The organism is Paenibacillus flagellatus (assembly GCF_003217775.1).
Taxonomy (GTDB): Bacteria; Bacillota; Bacilli; order Paenibacillales; family NBRC-103111; genus Paenibacillus_AB; species Paenibacillus_AB flagellatus.
Genome location: NZ_QJVJ01000001.1, coordinates 22,902 through 49,658, shown reverse-complemented (window position 1 = coordinate 49,658; position 26,757 = coordinate 22,902). Strand labels below are relative to the sequence as shown.

The 26,757-nt window shown below is 60.3% G+C and carries 21 protein-coding genes; 17 read left to right on the top strand and 4 right to left on the bottom strand.

Annotated elements, in window-relative coordinates:
• Positions 1-141: 141 nt before the first annotated feature.
• The 3 genes from DLM86_RS00240 to DLM86_RS00230 are packed head-to-tail and all read left to right on the top strand — an operon-like array spanning position 142 to position 3,816.
• Positions 142-1,623 (top strand): spore germination protein, encoded by a 1,482-nt coding sequence (locus tag DLM86_RS00240; RefSeq protein WP_110837957.1) that lies wholly within the window; start codon positions 142-144, stop codon positions 1,621-1,623.
• Entirely contained in the window at positions 1,613-2,722 is a 1,110-nt protein-coding gene (locus DLM86_RS00235; protein WP_110837956.1) for a GerAB/ArcD/ProY family transporter, read from the top strand. Before DLM86_RS00240 ends, DLM86_RS00235 begins: the two co-directional genes overlap by 11 nt.
• Positions 2,719-3,816 (top strand): Ger(x)C family spore germination protein, encoded by a 1,098-nt coding sequence (locus tag DLM86_RS00230; RefSeq protein ID WP_158289246.1) that lies wholly within the window; start codon positions 2,719-2,721, stop codon positions 3,814-3,816. Before DLM86_RS00235 ends, DLM86_RS00230 begins: the two co-directional genes overlap by 4 nt.
• Here DLM86_RS00230 and DLM86_RS31675 read toward each other — a convergent pair.
• A complete protein-coding gene (locus DLM86_RS31675; RefSeq protein ID WP_158289245.1) occupies positions 3,809-4,711 on the bottom strand; it encodes an AraC family transcriptional regulator in 903 nt (300 codons plus the stop codon). The two genes, DLM86_RS00230 and DLM86_RS31675, sit on opposite strands and share 8 nt — an antisense overlap.
• 205 nt (positions 4,712-4,916) lie before the next feature.
• Between DLM86_RS31675 and DLM86_RS00215 the strand changes: the two genes are divergently transcribed.
• The 12 genes from DLM86_RS00215 (at position 4,917) to DLM86_RS00155 (ending at position 20,770) form a co-directional block, all read left to right on the top strand.
• On the top strand, positions 4,917-6,248 hold the full coding sequence (locus tag DLM86_RS00215) for an FAD-dependent oxidoreductase (RefSeq protein WP_110837954.1): 1,332 nt from the start codon (positions 4,917-4,919) through the stop codon (positions 6,246-6,248).
• A 125-nt stretch (positions 6,249-6,373) separates the two neighbouring features.
• Positions 6,374-7,357: a LacI family DNA-binding transcriptional regulator gene (locus DLM86_RS00210; RefSeq protein WP_110837953.1), complete on the top strand. Its 984-nt coding sequence runs from the start codon at positions 6,374-6,376 to the stop codon at positions 7,355-7,357.
• A 191-nt stretch (positions 7,358-7,548) separates the two neighbouring features.
• Positions 7,549-8,862: an ABC transporter substrate-binding protein gene (locus DLM86_RS00205; RefSeq protein ID WP_110837952.1), complete on the top strand. Its 1,314-nt coding sequence runs from the start codon at positions 7,549-7,551 to the stop codon at positions 8,860-8,862.
• Between the two features lie 36 nt (positions 8,863-8,898).
• Positions 8,899-9,777 carry a carbohydrate ABC transporter permease gene (locus DLM86_RS00200; RefSeq protein WP_110837951.1) on the top strand — a complete coding sequence of 293 codons (879 nt, stop codon included), beginning with the start codon at positions 8,899-8,901 and terminating at the stop codon, positions 9,775-9,777.
• Complete coding sequence (locus tag DLM86_RS00195) at positions 9,770-10,600, top strand: carbohydrate ABC transporter permease (RefSeq protein WP_110837950.1); 831 nt, start codon at positions 9,770-9,772, stop codon at positions 10,598-10,600. The genes DLM86_RS00200 and DLM86_RS00195 overlap by 8 nt, the downstream gene beginning before the upstream one ends.
• A gap of 126 nt (positions 10,601-10,726) precedes the next feature.
• Positions 10,727-12,580, top strand: coding sequence for a right-handed parallel beta-helix repeat-containing protein (locus DLM86_RS00190; RefSeq protein WP_110837949.1), 1,854 nt, complete (start codon positions 10,727-10,729; stop codon positions 12,578-12,580).
• 49 nt (positions 12,581-12,629) lie between these two features.
• Positions 12,630-14,612 carry a right-handed parallel beta-helix repeat-containing protein gene (locus DLM86_RS00185; RefSeq protein ID WP_110837948.1) on the top strand — a complete coding sequence of 661 codons (1,983 nt, stop codon included), beginning with the start codon at positions 12,630-12,632 and terminating at the stop codon, positions 14,610-14,612.
• Positions 14,613-14,636: 24 nt separating this feature from the next.
• Positions 14,637-15,692: an alpha/beta hydrolase family protein gene (locus DLM86_RS00180; RefSeq protein ID WP_110837947.1), complete on the top strand. Its 1,056-nt coding sequence runs from the start codon at positions 14,637-14,639 to the stop codon at positions 15,690-15,692.
• A 239-nt stretch (positions 15,693-15,931) separates the two neighbouring features.
• Positions 15,932-16,321 (top strand): hypothetical protein, encoded by a 390-nt coding sequence (locus DLM86_RS00170; RefSeq protein WP_110837945.1) that lies wholly within the window; start codon positions 15,932-15,934, stop codon positions 16,319-16,321.
• 588 nt (positions 16,322-16,909) lie between these two features.
• Positions 16,910-18,046 carry an amidase domain-containing protein gene (locus DLM86_RS00165; protein ID WP_245954274.1) on the top strand — a complete coding sequence of 379 codons (1,137 nt, stop codon included), beginning with the start codon at positions 16,910-16,912 and terminating at the stop codon, positions 18,044-18,046.
• A 71-nt stretch (positions 18,047-18,117) separates the two neighbouring features.
• Positions 18,118-19,620, top strand: a complete 1,503-nt coding sequence (locus DLM86_RS00160; RefSeq protein ID WP_146250121.1) for an oligosaccharide flippase family protein — start codon at positions 18,118-18,120, stop codon at positions 19,618-19,620.
• A gap of 94 nt (positions 19,621-19,714) precedes the next feature.
• Complete coding sequence (locus tag DLM86_RS00155; protein WP_110837943.1) at positions 19,715-20,770, top strand: DUF3231 family protein; 1,056 nt, start codon at positions 19,715-19,717, stop codon at positions 20,768-20,770.
• Between the two features lie 95 nt (positions 20,771-20,865).
• On the opposite strand, the gene DLM86_RS00150 is transcribed toward DLM86_RS00155, so the two are convergent.
• Positions 20,866-21,165 carry a hypothetical protein gene (locus DLM86_RS00150; protein WP_245954273.1) on the bottom strand — a complete coding sequence of 100 codons (300 nt, stop codon included), beginning with the start codon at positions 21,163-21,165 and terminating at the stop codon, positions 20,866-20,868.
• Positions 21,166-21,507: 342 nt separating this feature from the next.
• On the opposite strand from DLM86_RS00150, the gene DLM86_RS32940 reads away from it, so the two are divergent.
• Positions 21,508-24,204 carry a winged helix-turn-helix domain-containing protein gene (locus DLM86_RS32940; RefSeq protein ID WP_110837941.1) on the top strand — a complete coding sequence of 899 codons (2,697 nt, stop codon included), beginning with the start codon at positions 21,508-21,510 and terminating at the stop codon, positions 24,202-24,204.
• Positions 24,205-24,294: 90 nt separating this feature from the next.
• Positions 24,295-25,551 (top strand): FAD-dependent oxidoreductase, encoded by a 1,257-nt coding sequence (locus tag DLM86_RS00140; RefSeq protein ID WP_110837940.1) that lies wholly within the window; start codon positions 24,295-24,297, stop codon positions 25,549-25,551.
• Positions 25,552-25,650: 99 nt separating this feature from the next.
• On the opposite strand, the gene DLM86_RS00135 is transcribed toward DLM86_RS00140, so the two are convergent.
• A complete protein-coding gene (locus tag DLM86_RS00135; RefSeq protein WP_110837939.1) occupies positions 25,651-26,031 on the bottom strand; it encodes a YmaF family protein in 381 nt (126 codons plus the stop codon).
• A gap of 109 nt (positions 26,032-26,140) precedes the next feature.
• On the bottom strand, positions 26,141-26,746 hold the full coding sequence (locus tag DLM86_RS00130) for a TetR/AcrR family transcriptional regulator (protein ID WP_110837938.1): 606 nt from the start codon (positions 26,744-26,746) through the stop codon (positions 26,141-26,143).
• Positions 26,747-26,757: the final 11 nt, after the last annotated feature.

The window sequence follows — 26,757 nt, the reverse complement described above, 5'->3', positions numbered from 1 at the left end:
AAATGTAGTCATGACGATAATTGTCATGACTATTATATGTGTGCCGTTCACAGCTGTCAATCCGGGGCCGTCGGGCGCGAATGCATAATTCATCCAGCGGATGAAAATACTTGGAAAACAAGCGGCAAATGAGGTGGCGGGATGAATCTCGAAACCGACGCGGTTCCGATGCGTCTGGACGATCTCGAGAGTTGGATACAAGACCAATTCGTACATATTCCCGAGCTGGTCGTTCGTTATGTGCAATTCGGCGATAACGGATGCCGTCGGGCCGTACTGCTGTTCATGGATAACATGACGGACAAGCCGACGATCGAGAACCGGATATTGCTGCCGCTATTCCGATATGAGGGAGCCGAAGCCACGCCGCTTCAAGCGATCGTCGCGGTCGGGCGCACGAGTCCGACGGCGGAGCTTGCGACCGTGCAGCGCGCCTTGTTCGCCGGCAACGCCGTATTGATCGAAGAAGGGGCGGGAGAAGCGCTAGTACTCGGCAGTCCGAAACCGGGAGGAAGATCGCCGGACGAGCCTACCTCCGAGTTCGCCTACCGCGGATCCCATCTCGGGTTCGTCGAGCAGCTGGACGACAACACGGCGATGCTGCGCCGGTATTTGCCGCAATCGGAGCTGAAAGTCGAGTATGTCAACGTCGGCAGGAGGGGGGCAGTCCGGGCGGCCGTCATTTATTTGTCGGATGTCGCGGACGAAAGCGTCGTCTCGGAGTTCAAGCGCCGCATTCGGCTGATCGATACGGACAGCATTCTCAATATCGGGGAAATGATGGAGTGGCTGGAGGAAAGGCCGTTCTCGCTGCTGCCCCAGTTTCTCATCACCGAGCGGCCGGATTCGGCCGCTTCGCATCTGCTTCAAGGGCGCGTTGCCGTCATGATGGATCGGGCTACCGGCGCGCTCATCGGACCGGCGACGTTCATGTCCTTTTTCCAGACGCTGGACGATTACAACTCGAGATGGCAGGTCGCTTCCTTCATCCGGGTGCTGAGAATCGTCGGCAGCTTCATCGCGTTGTACTTACCTTCCTTTTACATAGCCGCGCTTTCGTTTCATTACGAGATCATCCCGGTCGACCTCATCTTGTCCATCGGCCGTACCCGGGAGAGGGTACCTCTGCCTCCGCTGCTCGAAGCGTTTCTGATGGAGCTGATTCTGGAAATGCTGCGCGAATCCGGGCTGAGGCTGCCGAATCGAATCGGTCAAACCGTCGGCATCGTAGGCGGTATCGTCATCGGCCAAGCGGCGGTAGAAGCCGGCATCGTCAGCAATATTATGGTCATCGTCGTGTCCTTGACGGCGATTTCTTCCTTCATCGTCCCGAATCCGGATATGGCGGCGGCCATTCGGCTGATCCGATTCCCGACGATGATCGCCGCGTCCATATTCGGATTGGTCGGCATTGTCGTCAGCATCATGCTGCTCGTCGCCCATCTCATTTCGTTGGAAACGTTGAAAACGCCTTACGGAAGCCCGTTTTACCCGATCCATTTGCCGGATTGGAAAGACACGTTCGTCCGTCTTCCGTCCTGGATGATGAAGACGAGGCCGGTCGCCGCGCAAGCGAAGCAACTAATCAGACGGAAAGGTCGATCCGCCGACGATGAACCTTGAACAGCGCCGGACGATGGCCGGCAAGGAACTGAGCACCAAGCAGTTTATTTACATGATCTACAAGACCGAGCTGGGAGTCGGAGTCCTTTCCCTTCCGGGCGAAGTCAGCGGGGAAGCGGGGGCGGGCGGCTGGATGTCCATCCTGATCGGCTGGATCATTACGCTGGTTGCCGGATGGTTCATCGTGAAGGTATTGGAACGCTATCCGGGGCGGACGCTGCTTGACATTCTTCACCTCATCCTCGGGAAGTGGCTGGGCAAGGCGGCGGCATCGATCGTCGTCTTGTACGCGTTGTATGCGGTGACGACCGTTTCGTTTTCGATCATTTTCATTTACCAAAACTGGATTTTACCGAACACGCCCAACTATATCCTGATGCTGCTCGTGATGCTGCCCGTCTATGCGGTAGCCCAATACCAAATTCGCGTGCTCGGACGGTTCGCCGAATTCGTCTTTCTGTTCACGCTGTGGATGCCGCCCCTGCTGCTTTTCGCCCTCAAAGACAGCCATTGGCTGAACTTGCTGCCGCTGCTCCCCCAAGGATGGTCGGGCGTGCTCCGAGCGGTGAAATATACGATCTTTCCGTTTTTGGGTTTCGAAATCGCGTTTTTGTACGTTCCGTATTTGGAAAATCGCCGTGAAGCGTTCAAGGGGCTGTTTTTCGGGACGACGATTTATATGGTTCTTCTCGTGTTCGTGTTCTTGTTTTGCACGATTTATTTCGGCCCGGAGGAAATTACGACCTATTCGTGGCCGACCTTGAATTTGCTGAAAACGATCACGCTTCCGATCATCGAGCGATTCGAAATCGTATTTCTGTCCTTTTATTTGATCATTATGGCCCAGACCATTATTCCGTACATGCATATGGCGTCGTTGGGCGCCCGCGACGTGATCGGCATGAAGCGCCATATCGCGCCGCTGCGGTTTTTGGTCGGCTTGCTGCTGGTCCTTGCGGTCGTCTTCGAGCCGTCGTTCGAACAGATTACGCTCATGCAGCAATACTGGGGATGGCTCGGCGTAGGCTTCTCCTATGCGATGCCCGTGCTGTTTTTTGCGATCGTTGTCCTTGTCGGCCGATGGAGGAGGAAATCATGAAGCGCGGGTTGGTTCGCATTGCCTTGACCTTGCTGCTCCTGCTGCCGGGGTGCGCCGACTATAACGAGCTGGATAAGCTGGACCTGGTTCTCGCACTCGGCTTCGACCGTACCGAGGACGGGGACTTGCAGGTGACGGGCATTTCTCCGGTGTTCAGCGAATCGGCCAAAACGAAGCAGGACGTGTTCCGGGTACAGAGCCGTTCGCTCCGCGAGTCGAGGGAAAAAATGAATGCCGTCAGCAACGGAACCGTCGTGGCGGGGAAGGTGCAGATGGTGTTGGTCGGCAAACGGCTTCTGGAGCATACGACATTGTTCCCCCACTTGGACATCATGTACCGGGATGCGAAGACGACCACCAACGCTTACTTGGTCGCGGTCGACGGTACGGTGTCGGAGCTGATGACGGCCTCGTATCCCGGAAAGCCGGCCGTCCAGATGTATTTGCGCAATATGATGGACAGCGCGGTGCGCAACGGACTGACGGCGAACGTAACGCTGCAAAAATATCATTACATGTACTACGACCGCGGATCGACCGCGTTCTTGCCGGAAATTGCCAGGAGAGGCTCGGAGTTGACCGTTAACGGAGTCGCGCTTCTCAACGCGAGAGACCGGTACGAGATGTCGCTTAACCGAACGGAGACGAAGCAGCTCCTGATGCTGCGCAACGAAGCGGAGTTTCCGATGATGCTGACCGCCGATCTGCCCGCCAACGGCAAACGGCTGCCCGTCAGCTTCAGCGTGAAGAAGGCGCGCCCCCGCTTCCGGATCGAATGGCAGAAAACGCCGCACATTCGGGTCAGCCTGGACCTTCATGCGGAAGTGACCGAATACCCTTCGGAATCCGAGCTGACCAAAAGCATCCCCGAGCTGGAGCGGAACATTTCCCGATATTTCGATCGGGAACTAAGCGCCCTGCTTCGCAAGTTACAAGAGCATCGAGTGGAGCCGATCGGAATCGGCGGCCGGATCCGCTCGCTGCAGCACGGGCGGTGGAAAACGATAGGCGAGAACTGGCCGGATACATTCGCGCAATCGAAGGTGACGGTTCGCACGAACGTCGTCATCAAACGGCACGGCATTCTCAAATAGTCGGTCGCCGAGCTTCCTCCCGGCCCGGAACGAACCGCTTCCGGTATTCGAGCGGCGTGAAGCCGCATTGCTCCTTGAACACTTTGTCGAAATAGTTGAGGTTGCAAAAGCCGCATCGTTCGGCGACCTCGGTGATCGGCATATCCCGGCGGATCAGCAGCCGTTTCGCCTGTTCGACGCGAATGCGGGTCAAGTACCGAACGGGAGGCAGGCCGAACGTCCGTTTGAACAGCCGGGAGAAATGATAAGGGCTCATGTTGACGGATCGCGAGACAGCTTCGATATACACTTTCCGGGCGAAATGCTTCTCCATATAGTCGATGGCGGGCTTCAATCTGCGGCTGTCGTCCGCGTCGGGGACGCCGTTCGGCGGCTCTTGTCCGTACAGACGGAGGAGGAGCGTCATCATCCGGAACAGGCACGACAAAATACCGAATTCGTATGCCGGCCCGGCCTGCATCCATTCGTCATACGCCTTGTTCATCGCGTCGTTCAGCTCCGGCCATACTTGATGATCGGGGCCGAAGGCGCGGTCGATCGCGTTCGTTCCGTCGAGAGCGGCAAGCGCCCGCCGGATATCCAGTCGGTCAGCCGGAATGTACAGGAGCGACTTGTCGAAGACCATGCCTTGGATCGCCCCGGCGCCGCTCCCCGATTCGTCGACATCGGCCGTAACGGAATGGATCCGGTTGCTGTGAATATAAAAAATATCGCCGGTCCGAGCGAGGAAGGTTTCGCCGTCGATTCGGACGGTAACGGGGCCTTGCAGCACCCGGATGAATTCGAGATGCTCGTGCCAGTGAGCATGGACGAGCGTCGGCGCTTTGTTTTGAATCGTCATTTTGAACGGAAAACGTGTGCCCTCGAAATGTTCGTTCTTTCTCATCGGTTCCATGTTCATTGGGCGCCTCCCCGTCGACCGGAATAGCTCGATTTTACCATAAGGGAAAGAGCAGCACGCAACATAGCAAAAAAACATAACTTTTCCGCGAAAAGTTGTGTAGCGGCGGCCGCTTGCAGCGAGCATAGTTAAGGGGGGGCGACCGGCTTGCTTTCGTTCGCCTTCGGCAAATTCGGGTAAGAGAAGGGGAGAGAGCGAGATGGAACGGGAGACGCGATACGATATCGTCGTAGTCGGTGCGGGAGTTGGAGGCATATGCGCCGCGCTTGCCGCCGCCAGGCTGCGCAGAAGCGTCCTGCTGCTGGAGGAAAGGGAGGAAATCGGCGGCACGGGGGTGCATTCGGCCGTCTCGCTCATTTGCACGTTCCGGGACAAGGACGGGCGGCCGATCAACAACGGGATCCACCGCGAGCTGTTTCCGCAAGCGTATACGTCCCGGAGAGGGCTGTTCGACGCCGAAGAAATCGTACCGACCTACGACGAACGGGAGTTGAAGCGCACGTACGAGGCGCTGCTTACGGCAGAGCCGCTCATCACCGTGCGGACGGGGCGCAAGGTCACCGGCGTCGTGACGGAAGCCGGCAAAATCGTGCGCATCGCGGCCGTTTCGGGAGAAGGGGAGACGTCTTCCGTCGAAGGCGACGTCTTTTTGGACGCGACCGCGGACGGTCATTTGAGCGCCATGGCGGGAGCGGAATTCCATATCGGAAGGGAAGAGGACGGGAAGCTGCAAACGGCGACCGTCACGTTCAAAATGACCGGCTTCGACCCGTCGAAGCTGCTCAATCCCCGCATCACGACATGGGGCGGCATCCGCTCGCTGCGGCAAGAATTGACGGTCCATTACCTGCAGCTGAAGGACGAAGGCGGAACGCGCAATCCGAGGCCGAGCGTGCTGTGCTTTCCGTATCCGGACGGACAAGGCATTTTGTTCAACTCCACCGCCGTAACGGATGTCGATCCGACCAGGCCGGAAACGGTCGACGCGGGCATGAAGGAAGGGACGGAGCAGGCGCTGCAGCTGGCCGCTGCGGTGAAGCGGCATCCGGCTTTCGCCGAAGCCGAAATCGAATGTATCGCACCGAAGCTGGGCGTCCGCGAAGGAAGACGAATCGTCGGCGATTACGTGCTGACGGCGGACGATTGTCTGCATGCGCGCCGCTTCGACGACATGGTGGCCGCCTGCGCCTACAGTCTGGACATCCACGATCCGCTGGGCGGAGGGGCGAAGCTGGTCAAGATCGGCGATCCGGGCTACTATCATATTCCTTACCGTTCGCTCGTCGCGAAGGGGTTGAAAAATGTGCTGCTCAGTTCCCGCTGCATCAGCGGTACGCACGAAGCGCACAGCTCGTACCGGGTCATGTCCGGCGTCAGCGCCATCGGCGAAGCGGCCGGAACGGCGGCGGCGCTCGCGGTCTGGTCGAAGGCGGACGACGTACGGGACGTATCCGCGGCCCGCATCCGCTACGTGCTGCAGGCCGGTGGACAGTTCGTCGAAGGAGAGCTTGAACGCGTGACGTTAGGATAGACCGTCGACGTTTCGGATCGATACGGTCCGAGCCGATTTGCAAATTTCCCCTTTCCTATTGCGAACACGTGTAATATAATGGAGCCAAGTACAGAGGACATCGCTTGGAAAGGAACCGAAGGCCGATGAAAGTGACCATCAAAGATATCGCCAGAGAGGCGGGCGTCAGCCACCCTACCGTATCGAAGGCGTTGAACGGAGCGCCGGGAGTCAGCGAGGATGTTCGCCGTACGATCGTCGCCATCGCCAAGCGGATGAACTACGTGCCGAATTTGGCCGCCAAGCGTCTGGCCGACCGCCGGACGAATTCGATCGGGCTTATTTGGCCGAAAGCGGAGGGGCTGTTTTTTTACCATCTGGGGATGAAGATCCAGAAGGAGGCCGCTTCCCGGGGGCAGGACGTCATCTTGTCGCTTGCCGAACCGCCGGAGGCGCTGCGCATCTTTAACGAGCATTTCGTGGATGACGTCATTTTCTGGTGTCCGCCGGGGTGGCAGCCCGACATCGCGTTCATCAAGCAGCGGGAGCGGTTCAACGGGAACATGCTGCTCATGGGAGGCGGCGCGATGGAAGGGACGCACCGGATCGGCATCGACCGGAAGGGAGGGATCTACGAAGCGGTCCGTCATTTGGCCGAACGGGGCCACCGCAAAATGACGTTTATCGGCGAACGGTCGGACAAGCTGACCGGATTTACGCAAGCGCTGCTGGAGCTGAAGCTGGACTACCATGCCAACTACTTGCTGCTGACCGAAACGCCCGGCAAGCTGCCGGCCGAAGCGGTGGCGGGATTGCTGGATAGCGGCGACCAGCCGACCGCCTTCGTCGTCGACAACCAGACGTTCGCGTTCGAGCTGCTCGAACAGCTGCGCGAACGGAAGCTGCGCATCCCGCACCACTATTCGCTCGTCGTCTATGACGATATACCGGAAATGGAGCGCATGGACGTGCCGCTGACGACGGTGGGGCCGTCGATCGGCAAGCTCGCCTCGACCGCGATCGACATCATTACGAACCAGTACGCCCGCGGTCCCGGGAAATGGGCGAACGTCGAGATCGGCTGCGAGATGCAGATCCGGAAGTCGGTACAGCCCCCGCGATCCGGGTAACCGGAAACGGCGCGGAGGGCATGTGATGGCAACTGCGAACACGTGTAAGTGCATATGCCGACGGCATTAAGGCTCTTCGAAAAAAGTTTTTTCAAGGGGCCGGGAAGTCGGAACGAACACTCAAGGGCAGCATTGCATCCGCATGGAACACGTGTAACATCTACTTCGAACAAGACAAGGGAGGTCCAACCATGAATTCGAGAAAAATCGTTTTGCTGACTGTCATGACAGCGCTTACGTTGTCGGCATGCTCGCCGGGAGGCTCGGAAAAGCCGAACGGATCGGGCGGAGGCGACGGAGCCGCTCCGCAGCCGCCGAAAGAAGTGACGCTCAAGATCGGGCTGCCGGGCAGCTACGAGATCACGAACAAAAAAATTATCGACGGCTTCCAAGCGAAATTCCCGCACATCAAGCTGCAAATCGACGAGGCGCCGTGGGCCGATTTTACGAAAAAAATCGTCACCAACATCGCCGGCAACAACCCGCCGGACATCTGGTTTCAGGAAAACGCGGTCATTATGGGATACGGCAAGCGCGGCGTCGCGGAAAATTTGGCGCCGTACATCAAGCGCGACCTGAAGACGGACGATTACATCGAAGCGCTGCAAGCGGCCAAAAGCCCGGACGGGAGCGTGTACGGCATCCCTCACGGCGTCAACGCGAACGCGCTCGCTTACAACAAAAAGCTGTTCCAGCAGCACAACGTTCCGTTCCCGACCGACAGCTGGACGTATCAGGACATGATCGACGCGGCGAAGAAGCTGACGAAAGATACGGACGGCGACGGCAAGCCCGATCTATTCGGCTTCCAAACGGCCAGCTCCATCGCGCAAGGATGGATGCCATGGATCAAATCGTCCGGGGGATCCGCGCTCGATCCGGGCATGACCAAGGCGGCGTTCAACGATCCGAAGACGATCGAAGGGCTGACCCGCTGGGCGGATACGATATGGAAGGACAACATCAGCCCGACCCGCGACATGCAGACGAACCAGAACTTCTTCCAGAACGAAAAGACGGCGATGACGTTTTTCCAATATTCCGCCCAGGTGTCGCTTAACAAAAACAAGCCGGACCTCGACTGGGACGTCGTGAAAATGCCGGTCGGCTTCAACGGCAAACGGTTCGTGCCGATGGTCGTCAACCAATGGCTCATTTACTCGAAGGCGAAGCCGGACGCGAAGGAAGCCGCTTGGACGTTCCTCAAATATTACTTGAGCGACGAAGCGCAAGACGTCTTGTCGGAAAGCGGGGCGAGCTTGCCGGTGAAGAAGACGGCGCTCGAGAAGATCGAGAAGCAGACGACGAAGCCGCTCAACAAGAAAGCGTTTACGAAAGGGATCGAGGAGGCGGGCGGCACGCTCGACGAAAATCCGACGTGGAACGAGTGGCGGGCGGCCGCGACGCCGATTCTGAACGACATCCTGGACGGCAAAAAATCGCCGGCCGACGGAGCCAAGGACATCCAGTCCAAAGTGCAGCGCATTTTGGACGAAAACCAATAAGAGCGGACCGTAGTTCGGGCCGGACGAGGTGTTACGATGCGTAAACAAGGCTGGTGGGGCTTCCTCTTCACCGTCCCTTTTCTGCTGCAGCTGGCGGTCTTTTTCCTCTTCCCGTTCGTGTTCTCCTTTTACTTGACGTTTACGAAATGGGACTTGTTCAATGCGCCGCAATGGATCGGTCTGAAAAATTGGTCCCAAATGGTGCGCAACGACGTCTTCTGGCTGTCGCTGCGCAACGTGTTCGCCTTCGCGCTGCTGTTCGTGCCGGCTCAGACGGCCGTCTCGCTCGTGCTCGCTTACTTGCTGAATTTGCAAATCCGCGGCAAGGCGCTGTTCCGGATGATCTATTTCCTGCCCGTCATTACGCCTTGGGTGGCGGGCGGGCTCATCTGGCTATGGATTTACAACAACGAGTTCGGCCTGCTGAACTGGATGATCGAAAGCGCCGGTCTCGATCGGGTGGACTGGGTGCGCAGCGACGAATGGTGGCTCGTGATCGCCTCGATCGCGGTCGTGAACGTGTGGAAGGGAGCCGGTTACTCGATGGTGCTGCTGCTCGCCGGCATGCAAAACATTTCCAAGGAAATCGGGGAAGCGGCCAAAATCGACGGCGCGAACGGATGGACGTATTTCGCGAAAATTACGGTTCCGATCGTCTCCCCCATGGTCTACATGGTCATGATTTTGTCGACGATCTCGGCGTTCCATGCGTTCGACGTCTTCCTCGTCATGCTGGGCGACATCAACGCGGTTCACGACCGGAATATGGTGCCGAACCTCCTCATCTACCGCGACGCGTTCCTGAACGCGAAGATGGGGACGGCGTCGGCTTGGGCGTGGGGCTTGTTCGCCATCATCCTGCTCGTGACGATGTTCCAGAAACGGATGGAAAAGAGGTGGGTCCACTATGAATAACGGTTCGCGCGGGCTGCAGCGGGCCGCCTACGTCATCCTGACCGCCGGAGCGCTGCTCATGCTCGTGCCGTTTTTCCAAATGATCTCGACATCGCTCATGAGGCCCGGGGACGAGCTGACGCTGCCGCCCAAGCTGTGGCCGAGTCCGATCGAATGGAGCAATTATTACCAAGTATGGGTGGAAGTCGACTTTTTGCGATATTCGGCCAACAGCCTGCTCGTCACGGTACTCGACGTGATCGGCATGGTCGCCTCGTGCGCGATCGTGGCGTACGGCCTCGCGTTTTTCGATTTCAAAGGCCGCGGGGCGATCTTCCTCGCGATGCTCGGCACGATGATGCTTCCGTCGCAGGTGACGATGATTCCGACGTACTTCATCTGGAAGGAGCTGGGCCTGCTCGATTCGTTTCACCCGCTCTACCTGCGCAGCTTTCTCGGAGGGGCGTTCGGCATTTTCCTGCTTCATCAGTTTTACAAGACGCTGCCGAAGGAGCTGTACGAAGCGGCTTGGGTGGACGGGGCGAATCCGTGGAACATTTTCGTTCGCGTCTATTTGCCCTTGACGGGGCCGGCGTTGTCCGCGCTCGCCGTCTTCACGTTCATGAGCTCGTGGAACAGCACGCTGGAGCCGCTTATATATTTGCAGGACAAAAAGCTGTATACGCTTCCGCTCGGACTTCTGTTTCTGCGCAACGAGGTGGACAACAAGATGACGCTCGTCATGGCCGGCTCGGTCATTACGGTGCTGCCGGTCATGATCGTCTTCCTGTTCGCGCAAAAGCATTTCGTGCAGGGCATCGCCTCGTCGGGTTTGAAAGGCTGAACCGAACCGCCGCAACGAAGGCCACCGCGTACGGTTTCTTGGAAGGCGTCCGTGCGCGTTCGCCATATACAGCTCTGGGACGACCCGCATCTTTCTTATCATCCTAATCGAACGGGAGGAATGGAAATGACGGAATCGCAGCACGGGGAGCGGCAGTGGGGCATGGAACGGTCGAACGGCAGCATGGCGGGAACGGAAATCGCCGGTGGACGAGCCGGAGCGGACGACGACGGCGCGGAGGGAGGAGGGCAGGCCCTCACCAGGCGCAAGCTGCTCGGCGCGCTCGGCGCGGCGGGCGTCACGCTTGCGGCGGGAGGCGCCTTCGTCCGGCTGCTCGGGACGGAGGCGCTGGCGTCCGGACCGGGCGTAACCGCATCCGTGTACGGAACCGGTCCGGGCACCAGCGTCGCCTGCTGCACTGACGCGGGCTGGGCCAACGTCGCCGATTACGGCGCCGCGGGAGACGGGACGGCCGACGATACGGCGGCGTTCCGGGCGGCGGCCGCGACGGGCAAGCCGGTGCTCGTGCCGGCGACGGCGGCGTATTACAAGCTGTCCGGCACGGTGTCGCTGACCAACTCGATTGCCGGCGTCGGCATGCCGGAAATTCGCATGGACGGCGCGAACGGCTCGCTGGACAAGCGAATGTTTCGGATCGCCGGGTACAGGGGAGGCGGGTTGTCCGTCTCGGGACTGTACTTGAACGGCGGCTATTCGACGGGTACGGCCGGGGAGCATTCCCACCATATCCACATCGCCGATTCCCGGAACGTCTACGTCCACCACAACTGGCTGCACGCGCCGTACGGCGACTGCGTCTACGTCGGGTCGGATTTCGTCGCCCCGAGCGAGAACGTGCATATCCGCGAGAACGTCCTGAGCAACCCGCGCCGCTGCGCCGTGGCGATCGTGTCCGGACGGAAAGTATGGGTGACGCGCAACGTCGTCAGCGACCCGTACCCGTACGTCGCCGCGATCGATCTGGAGCCGAACGCGACGTCGTCCGCATCCGATCTCGTCGAGGACGTCTGGATCGAGGACAACGAGTTTTACAGCGAAATTTATTTCGTCAACTCGTACAACCCGAACGCGGCGCGGCCGAACCGGCGCATTACGATTTCCGGCAACAAGGGGAAGGCGAGCTACTTGTTCCGCTGCAACGTTTCCGCCGGGACGACGGAGCACGTTGCGATTCGCGGCAACGAATTTTACGGGGCGGGCCGGATGATAACGTGCTCGAAGGTCCCGATCGGACTGGAGGTTGCCGGCAATCGGGACATGTCGACGGGAGCGGCAGGCTGGCACATCGCCGACTCGGTCGCGCCGAACGTCGCGGGCAACCGGATCGAAGCGGCCCGGACGGTCGCGGTCACGTTTGCGAATTGCCAGGCGGTCCGGTTCGCGGACAACGTCGTCAAAGACGTCGTCTCGGGCGACGGCGCGGTCCGGTTTGCCGGTTCGAACGCGACGAGCCGCCATTTGATCGCCGGCAACGTCATGACGGGGGTTAGCGGCGGCGGTTACTTCTTCGGCGCGCTCGTCACCGATTCGGCGTTCGACGGCAACGTGACCGAATGCGGCGCGGCCTGCCTGCGAGTCGATGCGGCCGCGGCGGGATCGGACCTGCGCATCGGCCAGGGCAACGTGTTCGCCGGCACGGGGACGCCGGTCGTCGGCGGGGCGAACTTGACGCGCTGGACGTCGCCGGACATTCAGGCGAAAGGGATCACGACGGGATGGGCGGCCGCGGTGCCGGCGACCGGATCGTGGAAGCGGGGGACGATCGTCTGGAACGTCCTGCCGTCGCCGCTGGCGCCGGTCGGCTGGGTATGCGTGTCCGACGGGTCGCCGGGCGTCTGGGAGCCGATCGGTCCGGCCGGTGCGCTCGATTCGTCGGGATGGAAGCTGAAGTCGCCGAACGGAACCGTGTACAAGGTGTCGGTCACCGACGCGGGCGCGCTCTCGGTCGCTCCGGCATAACGGGGTTGAAGGAGAAGGTCGCAATCATTCGATTGGGAGGGGTACGAGCATGATGAAAGAACGGACGAAACCGATGGACGAAGCGGAACGGGACGAGGCGGAGAAACGGCCGGAGGGGGCGATCAGCCGCCGCAAATTGCTGGCGTCGCTCGGCGCGGCGGGAGTCGCCTTGGCGGCGGGCGGTGTATGGAACGGACGATCGTCCGGCGCCGCCTACGCGAAGTCCGTGTCCGAGGACGTGTACGGCGCGCTCGGCGACAAGCTGCAGCTTAAAGATTTGCGCGGCTTGGACTTCTGCCTCGCGGTCTCGCTGGACGGCTTGCGCGCTACGGGGGATAGGCTGCCGGACGCCGTCTATTACGTGACGGATGCCGGCAAAGAAGGGGTATTTGTGTACGACAAGACGGACTCGACGTCCGCGGACGATACCGGCACGGTCGTCGTCACGACCGGAGGCAGACGGTTCAAGCGCGTCGTCGGCGATACGGTCGTCCTCTCCTGGTTCGGCGCCGTCGGAGACGGGGTTACCGTGGAGACGCTGCCGATGCAAGCCGCCTTGAACGCCGCCTCCGGCAAAAGGCTGTACATCCCGAAGCAGCGCAGCGGCTTTTACTTGACCGGCCAGCTGTTCGTGCCGAGCGACATCGTCATCGAGTTCGAGCCCGGCACGGTCGTTCAGGCGGTCGATACGCTCAAGCGAACGGCGCCGTATGAACGGCTCATCCGCGTGAAAAACGCCCGGAACGTCCATATCATCGGCAACGGGGCGACGCTGCGGATGAACAAGGCCGCCTACACTTCCGGCGAGCAAGCTCATATTTTCGATATCAGCGGCTCGGAGAACGTCGTCATCGAGCGGATTCATGCGAACGACAGCGGCGGCGACGGCTTCTACATCGGCAATTACGAGGCGTCGATGCCGTTCTGCAAACAGATCGTGCTTCGTCATTGCGTCGCGGACAACAATCGGAGGCAAGGGCTGTCGATCATATCGGCGGACGGCTTTCTGGCGGAAGGATGCCGGTTTACGAACACGAACGGGACGGCGCCGAAAAGCGGCGTCGACATCGAACCGAACAACAATTCGGGCCAGGACGTGCTGAAGCAAATCCGGTTCGTCGATTGCGTCGCGGAGGGGAATGCCGGTCGGGGCTTTCTCGTCTCGCTTCACCGGATGAAGGCGTCCAACGAACGGGTCGACATTACGTTCCGCAACTGCCGGACGAAGGGCAATTCGTTCGGCAGCTCGGTCAATTACGGGGCGGAGGGGGCGCAGGCGGTGAAGGGCGAAGTGACGTTCGTCGATTGCGCCGCCGAGCAGGAGCAATACGCCGGGTACTCGGTGTTGTCAAGCTCGCCGGAAAGCGTGAAGACGTCGTTCGTCCGCTGCCGGGCGGTCAACTGCAATACGGTGAATGCGCCGCAGGATCCGTACGGGTTCGGCTCCTCCTTTATCGTAACGACCGTACCGCAGTTTCCGCGAACGGCGATCGGCAACGTGGAGTTCGTCGAGTGCGTCTCGGTCGACGAACGGGCCGTACCGCTCATCGCGCGCGGCTTCGCCTTGAAGAAAAACGCGAACGAGGCGATCCGCGACGTCCGCTTCGTCAACTGCACCGTGCGGGGCGGCGCCCAGCGGCTGCTCTATGTCGATCCGGCGGCGGATCGCGTATATGCGGATTTGCGTCCGCAGCCCGAGCTTGCGGCCGTGTCGTCGGGAGCGGTGGAGGCCGGCTCGATCGGCCACCGCATCGCGAACGAGGGTGCGGCGGGAGCCGTTACGCTGACGCTGCCGCCGGCGAGAACGGGACGCGTCCATACGTTCGCCGTCGAGTCGCCTCATCCGTTGACGGTCGCGACGGCTCCCGGTTCGGTCATCCGGACGCCGAACGGATCGTTGCCCGCCGTCGAATCGGCGAATCCCGGCGATTCGATAACGCTGACGGGTCGGGCGGACGGGAATTGGGACGTCGCCGGAGCCGTCGGCGCATGGTTCGGGCCGGCGACGGCCGGACGGCAAGCGTCCCGATAACCGTAACGAAAGGAACGTGTCGACATGTACGAGCAATACGAAGACCGGATTCGCCAACAGGCGGACAAACGGCGTCCGGAGTTTCGCTCCCCGTACCAAGATTTCCGCTACTATTCGTCATCCGTGACGCCCGGCATCCGGCTGGCGCTGAATGTCCTCAAGCCGGCGCGTCCTTCGTATCTGTTGGTCGAGCTGCACGGCTGGCATATGAGCATGCCCGCGCCGCAGCATAGGGATACGCCGTCCGACAAGCCCTACCTGATCGTGCAGGTCGATATGCGGGGGAGGGCTTACTCGGAGGGAATGCCGGACTGCAACGGCCTCGAGCTGATCGACGTTTACGATGCGATCCGGTTCGTCAAGGACGAGTATAAGGAGCTGCTGCTCGACCCCGACGTCGTTTATATCGAAGGCGGGAGCGGCGGGGGCGGGAACGTGCTGGCGCTCGTGAACAAATTTCCCGACTTGTTCGCGGCGGCGACGGCGCTTTACGGCGTGTCGGACTATGCGGAGTGGTATGCGTGCGATCGAATCGGGGAATTCCGCGACGAGATGGACGTCTGGATCGGCTGCGCGCCGTGGGAAGCGATCGAGCCGTACGAGGCCCGAAGCGGTGCCTTCCTGGCGTCCAATCAGCTGACGCCGCTATTGCTCGTTCACGGCAGCTTCGACGCGCGGGTTCCGGCGAGCCACAGCCGCTTGTACGCGGACGCCGCGTCCCGGGCGGGAAAATCGCGGCTTGTCCGGTACGTCGAATGGCGGGGCGTCGGCGGCGAGGAGCATACGGATCGGCTGCCCGATGCGCTGCACCGCGAGTTTGCGGAACGCAACGAGCGTCATCGGCGATCGAACGCCGTCCCGATCGAGATCGCGCCTACGGGGACGTTCCTTGTCGGGGGGTATTTGATTACGAAGCGGTTCGCCGTCCATATGGAAAGTCCGGATGCGGTCGCCCGATTGGAGTACGACATCGATGGCGGACAGTTTCGCTTGAGGGCGAAGCGGCCGTATGCCTACCGTATTCTTACGGAGGAGGGCGTTTCATTGGAGGGGAGGGCGGACGTCGTACCCGAGGCGTAGAGAACCGGTTCACCGGCAATTGGAAGGCGTCGATTCGACGCCTTTTTTTCTGTATGGGGCGGAACGTCCCGGGCTCCTCGAAGATCCCGCGCATGGCGTTGCGAAAGTCGTCATTTTCCTATATCGTTTACTCGACGGCTTATTGCCGTTTGGCTCGATATTCGTTTCGATCGTATATTTCGCCCGGCCGGCGTATACCGTAATAGACGGAAAGCGACCGGACTAAAGGAGGGGTACCGTTGGCAAGAGAAGTTCATTTTGATGAAGAGGGCGTCCTGCTGAACTTGACGGGAGCGACCGGATTTTTCGCTTTGAAATTCAAACTGAAGATGCCCTACAGCACGATCAAAAGCGTCTATGTCGATTACTTCGACGCTCCGCCATGGATGCTCCGGATGCCCGGAACTTCCCTTTCCGCGCTTCATATTTTCGAAGGAAGCTTCAAATACGCCGACGAGTGGTACTTTCTTTCGTACGAGAGCCGAGTCCCTCTCTTGATTATGGAGCTGGAAGGACACGACAAGTATCGGTATGTGATATTCCAGGTCGACAACCCGACCGGCGTCGCCTCGGAGATTCGGAAACGGATCAGGGAGGCGCAGGAAATGGGGGACGGCCGCAGCGTCTGAAACAGGGAGTCGTCCGCTCGTCAGTCCTTTCGAGGTCGGCGTATGGCTCGAAGTCGTTCTTGGACGATGATCCTCTTCAGGCGGCAATACGCTATTCGCTAAACGGCGGCGATTCCGTCATTATGGATGGGACACCACGAGAGGAAGAAGAAGACGGCGTTGAACAGGACGGGCTACGGAAGCGGTTTATACGTGAAGCGCCAAAGCGATTGGAACGAGAAATATGACGAAATCGCACGGTTCGCGTCATCGTCAGCGAGCTCCGGCATGATGCACGGGAAGACGACTACCGGTACGACCATTTTTGTTTGCCAAACGAGTGTTGAACGGATCGTTCGTTCATCATTTCAGCCGCAGATGCGTTTCTGCGGCTTTTTGGCATGCTCGAGAACCGAAATCCCCTCTTCCCGGCTGCAGGAGTATCGTGCGCAACGCCCTTTTCACGAGCTCCGGATCGGCTTTCTTTGCCTTTTCTTGAAGTCCCGCCGCAAGGCCTTGAGCCGACGGTCGGATACATAACGAAAATTGGACCTGGACAGATTACTGATGTATGTCTGAGAGTTACCCGGCCTTGAAGGAGGTGGACGCTTGAAATGGATCAAGATCGGAGCATGCGCGCTCGTATTGCTAGGCATGACGACTTCCGAGGTGACGGCCCGGCAATCCCAATCGCCCGATGAGAAAACGGAAATCGTCGGCTTCCTGGACAGCTTTTATGCATCCAAATCCAAATTGCTCCTTCAGCCGGACGAACGGTTGGTGACGGAATTTTATTCGGACGATTCGAGCGGAAGCCGACAGGCGAAAAAGCACGAGTTTCATCGCAGCGCGTACGTCCAAGCTTGGGCCAAGCACAGAGGGATAACCTTCGTGCAGGCGGACAGCTCGATCCGTGTCGTGCGGTTGACCAAGCAGGCGGATACCGTTAAGGCATCGCTCGTTCATACCTTGAAAATGTCGTATCGGTACGATCGTCCGGACATCCCGACACACCATTTCGGCGTAGGGACGCGCCACGTCGTGAAGCTGCGGAAGCAAAACGACAAATGGTTCGTCGTCAGCGAATGGTATTCGGATCCGTTCGACGAGGATATTCGTCTCATCCCCAGCCTGGACAACCTCTCCGCCTCCGTACATCGCGCGAATCGTTCCCCGACGGCCCCCGTACAAGCCGTAAAATCGAGAGCGTACAACCGGGACAAGGCGGTCGCGTATGCCGACCGGTACGCCGGGGCGGCTTGGGGAGCGGGAAACGATAACCGGTACAATCGGAAATACCGCGACTACACTCCATTGGGCGGAGACTGCACCAATTTCGTTTCGCAAGTGATCGGCGACGCCGAGGAGGGCGGCGGATTGCCCATGACGAGTACGTGGAGATACTGGAAAAACGCCGGCGGCAGCCACGCATGGGTATCGACCGACAAATTCAAATCGTTTTTGTTGTACAGCGGGTACGGACGTTTGGTGGCCAAAGGGACGTACGAACAGATCATGAAGCCGACGGACAAATACCCGAAAAGCGCGATCGGGGAGCTGGTGCCCGGAGATGTCATCGCGTATGAATGGAAAAAAGGAGACATCGATCATTTTGCCGTCATCGTCGGGTTCGACGACAACGGTTATCCTCTCGTCAATTGCCATACGGCGGACCGGTTTCACGTCCCGTTCGATTTGGGATGGGATAAAAATACCCGGTACTGGCTTTTCCATATCAAGGATTGACGTCATTCGGCCAAGCTCATAAAGGCGTCGCCACCCTAATACAATGGTAGGGTAGGGGATGTGGTGAAGCGGTGAGCTCCGGTACGGTAATCAAACATATGGTGTATCGTTCGGTTATTCTCATAATGATCAAGCTGCTCGGCGTCGCGGCCCGAATCCCGCTCTTTCGCGTGCTCGGGCCGGAAGGAATCGGACTGTATCAGATGGTTTATGCGGTGTACGGATTCGCCCTTACGATTATCGTAGGGGGGCTTCCTACCGCGCTGGCGCTCGCAACCGCCCACAGCTACGCGAGAGGGCGGTATTTGTTTATCCGGCTATCGGCGGCGGTGCTTGCAGCCGGATGTATGGCCGGATATGCAAGCTTCCGGTTTTCCGATACGATCGCCGCCTACATGGGCAGCGACCAACTGGGGACGGCTCTCCGTTACATGTCGCCGGCCCTTTGCGTGGTTCCGCTGCTGGCCATTTTGCGAGGGCATCTGCAAGGCTTGGATATGCACGGGCAAATCGCGCTTTCGGAACTGGTCGAGCAGATCGTCCGAGTAACCGTCATGATTGCGGCCGTCTATGCCTTCACCCCCTACGGCTTACCGCATGCCGTCGGGGGGGCGATTTCGGGTGCGTTTGCCGGAGCGATGGCGGCGGTCCTGTTTATGGCGCTCGTCATCAACGGCCGCGAGATGCGGTCCATTACGGCCGGGAAAAGCAGCACTTCGGCGCTGAGCGGGCACCAATCGCTTCGTTTTTTTATCGTGTCGTCGGCGTCGCTCTCGGCAACCCGATTCATCGTTCCGTTGTCCGATTTGCTGGACGCCTATTTGATCCCGTACCGTCTTCAAACGTCCGGGTACAGCGCATCCGAGGCCGTCTCGATATTCGGCGAATTGACGGGGATGGGATCGTTGGTCGTGTATATGCCCGTCTTATTGACGGTGGCTCTGGCGTATACGTTATCGACGAGGCTGGCGGGCGATTGGACAAGTCGTCGGAAAAGCGTGTTCCGGAGCCGCTCCGAATACGCGTTGCGGATCGGATGGTTGTGGGGAATGGCGTCCAGCTTCTGTTTGTTTGCGTTTGCCGATGTTTGGTCCGCTCTACTTTTCTCGAACGACTCCGCCGCGCGCGCGATCCGGTGCTTGGCCGTCGTGCCGATTTTGGCCGGCATTCGCGAGCTGACGACCGTCATCCTATGGGCGGGAGCGAGAAAGTCCCAGCCACTCCTGGGCTTGGCCGCCGCGATCGTCGGATCGCTGTCTTGCAGCTATTTCTTGATTGCCATCCCCGGGTTCGGTTATGTCGGGGCCGTCATCGGCATTTTGGCGCTGGAGGTGATCTCGACCTCGTGGAACGCCGCGGCGCTCGCCAAAACGTTGCGGATTGCGCTTCCCCTGAAGCAAACCGTTTATGATACGGTTAAGATCGGCATGCTCTTGACCGGCGCCTATTACTCCGCGGACTGGGTCTTTACGTGGCTCTCATTCCAAGGGACGATTTCGGGGATCGTCCATATGGCGGTCGTCGGCATAGCGGCCTCTCTCTATATCGTGATGAAAATCTACGCCAGACGATGACGTTCTTCCCCATGGAGCGCATCCAAAATCCGTTAACATATTTCACGTTTGGCATGGAGAGAATAAGTGGAAACCGAATGAACGGAGGACGACCATGGAAACGGTAAAACCGACGAAACACGCTGCGGGGAACCAAGGTGCCGGCAGTCGACATCAAGCTAACGAGAAGCTGACTTCCGCCGAGCAAGGGAAGCTTTGGGCCACCTACATCGGCAACACCATGTCCGTATGCGTTCTCGGTCATATGTTGAACCATGTAGAGGATCAAGAGATCAAGCAGGTTCTGCTGAACGCTCGGCATTTGTCCGAGCAGTTCGTGCAAACGATCAAGGACATATTCGAACAGGAGCAGTTCCCGATTCCGAAAGGATTTACGAAAGAGGATGTGAATCCGGGAGCGCCCCGGCTGTTCGAAGACGAATTTTATTTGCACTATTTGAAATATGTGGGGAAAGCGGGCATCAGCCTTTACGGCATCGCCGTCCCGCTGGTAACGAGGGCGGACGTACGGGACTTTTTTACCCAAGCGATCGATTCGACGGTGAAGTTTTTGAATCAGGTCAACGAAGTGTTGATCGATAAAGGGCTGCTTACGAAGCCTCCGTATATTCCTTATCCGAATCGAGTGGACTTTGTGGCAAAGCAAAGCTACTTGAACGGCTTATTCGGAGACGTGAGGCCGCTTCAGGCGTTGGAAATTACGCATTTATACGATAACCTCGAAAACAACGCGACGAGCAAAGCCATCCTGATCGGCTTCAGTCAAGTGGCCCGATTGGAGAAGGCGAGAGATTTCTTTTTGAGGGGCAAGGAAATCGTGAGCAAACATTACGATGCTTTGGACAAAGTGCTCCTGCAAGAAGATTTGTCGTCGTTCGAGATATTCGATCCATTGGTGACGACTTCGACCGTCGCGCCGTTCTCGGACAAGCTGATGGTTTTCCACAAGCTGGACATGTTTATGGTGCGCGTTCGCGCATACGCCAATGCGCTGTCGATGAGCGCGCGGCGCGATATCGCCGCGAAGTACGGACGTCTTCTGCTGGATGTCGGCAAATATGTGGAGGACGGCGCCAATCTGTTGATCGACCAAGGCTGGCTGGAGCAGCCTCCTCAAGCAATAGACCGGGAAGCGCTCGCCCATCGGTAAGGGCCGATACCGGCCGATACCGTAACCGAACAGACGACGAAGCCCGCGGTCGGACGATCGCGGGCTTCGTCGTCGCGTTCCGCGGCCGCCCAAGGTCATGACTCGAAAAGCCCCGCATAATGGCTGCGCTTCGTCCAGAGCACGTACAGGTGAGCGGCCAGCATCCCGAGTACGAGCGGGAGCAAACCGCGATCGACGAACGCATGGAACAGCACGATGTTGACGGTTACGGGAAACAAGGCGGCCGCGGCTAGCGGTACGAAGCGGCCCGACAGCAGCAAAAGTCCGCCGGCCAGCTCGAGCGATTTCTCCGTTACGAGCAGGTAGCCGGTGCCGAGCAGACGAATCGCCTCCGGACTTTCCGGCAAAATCGTCTCGAAGCCGAAGCGGAACAAAAATCCGTTGACCGCTCCGATGACGTAAATGGGCCGAGTACGAGACGCAACGACGTGTACAGCGCCGTGCCGCCGCTACGATTCGTACCGTACGGCGTTGAAGGGACGCTCGGTTTCATAGGTGTCCTCCTCCTATGGAAATAATTACGACAAATACTATCCTTATTATATTTTTTATTTGGCGGTCGTCAATCCCCCAAAACGTCGACGTCGTCGAGAGACGCCAGCCGATATCCCGTCTCGATGGAGGAAGGGGGGGCCGCTCCGTTGAATAGAAGTAGGAGAGAGAGGCTGAAGGTCGGGAACGGTTAAACCGAGGAACGGGAGCGAGGGAGAGACGCGATGCGAAATAACGGGGAGCATGGGCGAGATACGGGGAACGGAGGAAGCCGTCTGCTGCCGACGAAGCTGCACGTGCCGGAAAATCCGCCCGTTCTCGTAACGCGGGGGCGTCTGTACGGCCGCTTGTCCGAAGCGCTGCGCTGCAGACTGACGACTGTCGTCGCTCCGGCGGGGTACGGCAAGTCGACGCTGGTGGGCAGCTGGCTGAGAAGCGCGCAGGCGCGGTTCGGCTGGGTTTCGCTCGACAAGGGCGAGAACGATCGGCTGCGGTTTTGGACGTACGTGGCCGCCGCTCTCGACCGGACGTTCTCCGAGCCGGAGGAAGCGAACGAGGGCGAGCGGCTCTCGTCCGAGCCGTTATCCGCCGAACGGGCCGCCTCCCGGCTGATCGCCCGGCTAAGTGAACGCCGGGAGACGACCGTGCTCGTGCTCGACGATTATCATACGATCGATTCGGAGCTTATTCACTCCGACCTGTACCGATGGATCGGCCGGCTGCCCGCCCATGTGCATGTGTGCGTGCTGAGCCGGGTCAACGTTCCGTTCCCGGTGGCGGCCATGCGGGTCGGCGGAACGCTGTGCGAAATCGGAATGAGCGAGCTGCGGTTTACGGACGACGAAATCGCGTCGTTCTGGACGGGCCGGACGGGGACGATGCCGGACGAACCACTGCTGCGCCAGCTGGCCAGCCGGACGGAGGGCTGGGCGGCCATGCTCCAGCTGGCCGTCCTGTCCTTGCCCCGCTCCGGCGATCGGGCCGGAGCCCGTCCGCCGATAACCGGGCGTCACCGGCACGTGGCCGATTATATGCTGGAGGAGCTGTTCGACGGCTTGGACGACGAGCTGAAACGGTTTCTCGTCTCGACGTCGATTTTGGAGCGGATGAACGACTCGCTGTGCGCCGCGGTCACGGCCGATGCCGGGAAGCGGGCATGCTTGTCCGAGCTGGAGCGACAAGGGCTGTTCCTGATCGCCCTCGACGAGGAACGATGCTGGTACCGGTATCATCATCTGTTCGCGGACTTTTTGCGAAGCCGTCTTGCCGGCGAAGCGGAGGCGGACGTCGCCGCGCTGCACGCCAGGGCGGCGGAGTGGTTCGAAGCGAACGGGCTGATCGAGGAAGCGATCCACCATGCGATCGAGGGCGGCGCATACGGGAATGCGGCCGACTGGCTGGAGCGGCATGCCTCGATATGGCTGAAACGGCGGGAGACGACGACGATGCGGAATTGGCTGGACCGGATGCCGGGCGAGGAGGCCGAACGTCCCCTCCTCCTCATGCTCCGCGTCTGGACGGAGCTGATGAGCGGGCGTTACGAGCGGGTGCAGCCGACAATCGTCGGCATGAGGGCGATGCTTCGCCGGCTCGAGGCGGAGGGCGAAGCCGCTCTCGCGGTCCGGCTGCGCGAGGAGGTGGACATCGCCGATAATTTTTGTGCGATCTTGTCGGGAAACTTCGAACGGGCCTTGACGCTGATCAAGCGGTACGAGGCGCGCGACGACTTGCCGAGCCGCGACGTCCCGATCCTGCTCGGCCACGGCATCGAGCTGAACGAAGGAACGGTGCCGTTTATACGCGGGAAGATGGGCTTCGACGGGCGAGTGAGCCATGCCGGAACGTATCACCGCTCGTACGGTCATTTTTTGGCCAAAAACGATTTGCTCGACTTTCCTTACACCGCCTACCAGCAGGCGGCGATGGGCGAGGTGCTGTACGAGCGCAACCGTTTGGACGAAGCGTACGCCTCCGTCAAGGAAGCCGTTCGACTCGGCTGGACGTTCGGCGTGCTGGGCGCCTATGTGCCGGCCGTCATTTGTATGGCCGACGTCTTGGCGGCCGAAGGTCGCCGCGAGGAGTCCGGGGCGACGGTCGAGCGGGCGATACGGAGCATGGAAAGCCGGCATATGCAGACGACCCGCTGGTACGACAAGCTGGAGGCGAAGCGGGCCCGGCAGCGCGCCGCGATCGGGGACGCCGAAACGGCCCGGTCCTGGACGGCGTCCTGGCTGGCCAAAGACGCCGGCGAGGCGGGGGATGCGCCGGCTCCCGTAACCGATTACGAGCGACTCGCCTGCGCGCGCACGCTTATGGAGCAGGGCGGCCTCGACGCGGCGAAGGCGCAAACGGAGGCGCTGCTGCGCTCCGCCCGCGGGGCCGGCAACGTCATGACCGAGCTGCACGCCTTGCTGCTCGATGCGGAGATCGCCTGGCTGCGGCGCCGGACGGAGGAGAGCGCGGCCTCGCTCCGAGCCGCGCTGCGGATCGGCCAGGCGGAAGGCTACGTGCGCTCGTTCGCGGACGCCGGCCCGTTCGTCCTCGAGGCGCTCGGCGGAGCGAGGGGCGGCGAGGCGAAGCGGGACGGGCGGTTCGACGGCATCGCGCCCGCCTATATCCGCACGATCGTCGAAGCCTTCGATGCGGGCGGGAGCGCCTCTGCGCCATCCGCGTCGCCGCCGGCGATCCCGCGCCGGCCGGATGCGCTTACGGCGCGGGAGACGGACGTGCTGCGGCTGATGGCCCGCGGGCTGGCCAACAAAGAAATCGCCGCGCGGCTTGTCCTCACCGAAGGAACGGTGAAGCTTCACCTGCATCGCATTTACGGCAAGCTGCAGGCGCGCGGCCGGGTTCAAGCGATCCGCGAGGCGGAACGATTGGGACTGCTGGACGAAGAGGAAGGGCGTCCGCCGTTGCGCTGAAACTTATATCTCCTTCTATATCGTTCGATAGACGCGATCCGCGCCGCAGGGCGGTACAATCGGGGAAGTCGGACTTGAGGAGGAGATGGAGTGAGGAAGAAACCGTATGACGTCGCGATCGTCGGCGCCCGCATTGCCGGATCGGCGCTCGCTTGGGAGCTCGGCCGGGCGGGGTACGAGGTGCTGCTGCTGGACCGGGCGCGATTTCCAAGCGACGTGCTGTCGACGCACAATTTTTTTAACAACTCGGTGGCGATGCTTCGCGAGATGGGCGTGCTCGACCGGCTGCTGGCGACGGGAACGCCGACGTACCGAAGGGCGTTCGTGCAAATGGAGGATGCGGTCATCGACGGCTTGTTTCCGGAAGCGGCCGGGGAAACCGACTGTCTGTGCATCCGGCGCACCCACCTCGACCGGATTTTGTTCGAGCATGCCGCTTCCCTTCCGAACGTGACCGCGCGGGAGCAGTTTCGCGCTACGGGCCTGCTGCGCGAAGGCGATACCGTCGTCGGCGTCGAGGGGGTCGGCCAGGACGGGAAGCCGGAATCCTGCTACGCGAAGCTCGTCGTCGGCGCGGACGGGAGAAGGTCCCAGGTGCGGCAGTGGGCGGGAAGCGTCCGGAAGACGGCCGTCCCGACCGATTTCGCTTCGTATGTCGGCTATTTCGAAGGCTTCCGGCAGGATGGCGAACGGTGCACGGAGTTTTACAAAATGGGCGAATATGTGGCCATCGTGTTCCCGACCAGCGATAATTTGTACGTCATCGGCCTCATGGTCCCGCTTGCTTGGCGGGAGCGGCTCGACAAGTTCGCCCGAGAGCCCGAGACGAGCTTCCGGGAATCGATCGACGCAGGCTTCGCCGCCACGTCGTTTCCGCAGAGGCTGCGCGACGCCAAGCTGGTCGGACCGATCAAGGGACTGCACGGCTACGATAACGACTGGTACGAGGAAATGGGCCGCGGCTGGGCGCTGACGGGAGACGCGCTCGCCTTCAAGGATCCGGCCGTCGGCCAGGGGCAGCACGACGCGCTGTACGGCGCCCGCGTGCTGACGAAGGTACTCGCCTCTCGGGCGAGCTGGGAGCCGCATTGGAAGGCGATGGCGGGCGAATACGCGGGCGAGCTGGAGCGCAAGCTGCTTGCGCGGTTTTATATGGCGTGCCACGTGACGAAGAACGTGCCGCTCTCCCCCGAGCAGACGGCGGTCAACCGGCTGATCGGCAGCGTTCCGGAAGCGACGAGCGCATTTTTGGGCATCTACAACCATACGAACGAGCCCCACGAGCTGGAGCACATCGTCGCGAACGTGCTGCAGCGGCGCGAAGCTGCGGAAGACGCGCCCCGCTAATCGAATCGAGCGAAGCCGCGCCCACAAGCGGCCAACGAATGCAGGGCGCCGTAACGGCCCGATGCCGAAATCCGTTTTCGGCATCGGGCCGTTGCCGGTTTACCCGGCTTCGTTGCCGGTACGTCCGCTGTACGCATGCGAGTGGGGCGTGCTGCCGTTAACCGTCGTGTAGCCTTCGAACAGATGGTAGTGTCCTCCCCCCGGCAAGGGGACGGCGGGCCCGGTCGTACCTTGGATCAGGTGGGTATGGCCGGCATTGAACGAAGTGACGGTCCGGTATTCGTGGACATGGGGAACGCCGCTCGGGGCCGGAGCGGTCCAGCTCGAATAGTCGTGGGAATGGCCGACATCGAACGAAGTGACGCCGGACATCGAGTGGACGTGGACGGGCTTGCCGTCCCAGGACGTAATGTACAGCCGGTGCGAGTGGTGATCGTCGTCCCCGAAATCCATCACGAATCCGCTGACGGGAATTTGCATAAGGGAAACTCCTCTCTGAACGCGAATCGAATACGTAGCAGTCTACGAGGAGCGATGGTTGTCACGCGACGGCGTCTACCCAGACCGGAATTTGTAAATATGCCGCGCACTAAAGAGCGGACGGCTTGGCGGCGATTCCTTGCGCGATGCACCGGATCGTTTCGTTCAGGATCGAATCGTGGAGAGGGCCCAGCTCTTTCCGATGCAGGGCCATCAGCATGACGGCCCGGAGCATGCCCGTGACGACGTCGGGGTCGATCGGGCCGAGCTTCCCCTCCCGGCGCAACCGTTCGAACAAGCGGCGTCCCAGCTCCTGATCCTCCTCCGCGTGCCGGACGACCGTTTCGCGAGGAAGCTTGCGCACGAGCGATTCCCAATCGTCGCCCCGCATCGTCATTTGCAGAAACGGACTATCCTCGATCGCCTTTATCCCCGCATGCAGCAACCGCTCCACGAGCTGATCCGCGGGGAGAGGCGACGATTCCGCGTCCGCGATCAACCGTTCCTTGAACGCTTCTTCGCGCTTCAGGACGGCGTAATACAACTCCTCCTTCGAAGGGTAAAACCTGTAGAAGGAGCCTTTGGCGATGCCGCAAGCCCGGACGATATCGTCGATGCTCGTCTTCTTCAATCCGTATTGGACGAACAGCTCTTTTCCTTTGTCGAGAAGAGCTTCTTGAATCCGTTCCTTTTCCTGCTCGTTGAATTTGGGCATCCGTCTTCCGC

Coding starts and splice junctions, on each gene's coding strand:
- DLM86_RS00210 (WP_110837953.1), top strand. CDS start 6,374: ATGAAAGTGACCATCAAAGATATCGCCAGAGAGGCGGGCGTCAGCCAC.
- DLM86_RS32940 (WP_110837941.1), top strand. CDS start 21,508: ATGCGAAATAACGGGGAGCATGGGCGAGATACGGGGAACGGAGGAAGC.
- DLM86_RS31675 (WP_158289245.1), bottom strand. CDS start 4,711: ATGGAACCGATGAGAAAGAACGAACATTTCGAGGGCACACGTTTTCCG.
- DLM86_RS00130 (WP_110837938.1), bottom strand. CDS start 26,746: ATGCCCAAATTCAACGAGCAGGAAAAGGAACGGATTCAAGAAGCTCTT.
- DLM86_RS00230 (WP_158289246.1), top strand. CDS start 2,719: ATGAAGCGCGGGTTGGTTCGCATTGCCTTGACCTTGCTGCTCCTGCTG.
- DLM86_RS00195 (WP_110837950.1), top strand. CDS start 9,770: ATGAATAACGGTTCGCGCGGGCTGCAGCGGGCCGCCTACGTCATCCTG.
- DLM86_RS00190 (WP_110837949.1), top strand. CDS start 10,727: ATGACGGAATCGCAGCACGGGGAGCGGCAGTGGGGCATGGAACGGTCG.
- DLM86_RS00200 (WP_110837951.1), top strand. CDS start 8,899: ATGCGTAAACAAGGCTGGTGGGGCTTCCTCTTCACCGTCCCTTTTCTG.
- DLM86_RS00235 (WP_110837956.1), top strand. CDS start 1,613: ATGAACCTTGAACAGCGCCGGACGATGGCCGGCAAGGAACTGAGCACC.
- DLM86_RS00215 (WP_110837954.1), top strand. CDS start 4,917: ATGGAACGGGAGACGCGATACGATATCGTCGTAGTCGGTGCGGGAGTT.
- DLM86_RS00205 (WP_110837952.1), top strand. CDS start 7,549: ATGAATTCGAGAAAAATCGTTTTGCTGACTGTCATGACAGCGCTTACG.
- DLM86_RS00185 (WP_110837948.1), top strand. CDS start 12,630: ATGATGAAAGAACGGACGAAACCGATGGACGAAGCGGAACGGGACGAG.
- DLM86_RS00180 (WP_110837947.1), top strand. CDS start 14,637: ATGTACGAGCAATACGAAGACCGGATTCGCCAACAGGCGGACAAACGG.
- DLM86_RS00155 (WP_110837943.1), top strand. CDS start 19,715: ATGGAAACGGTAAAACCGACGAAACACGCTGCGGGGAACCAAGGTGCC.
- DLM86_RS00240 (WP_110837957.1), top strand. CDS start 142: ATGAATCTCGAAACCGACGCGGTTCCGATGCGTCTGGACGATCTCGAG.
- DLM86_RS00135 (WP_110837939.1), bottom strand. CDS start 26,031: ATGCAAATTCCCGTCAGCGGATTCGTGATGGATTTCGGGGACGACGAT.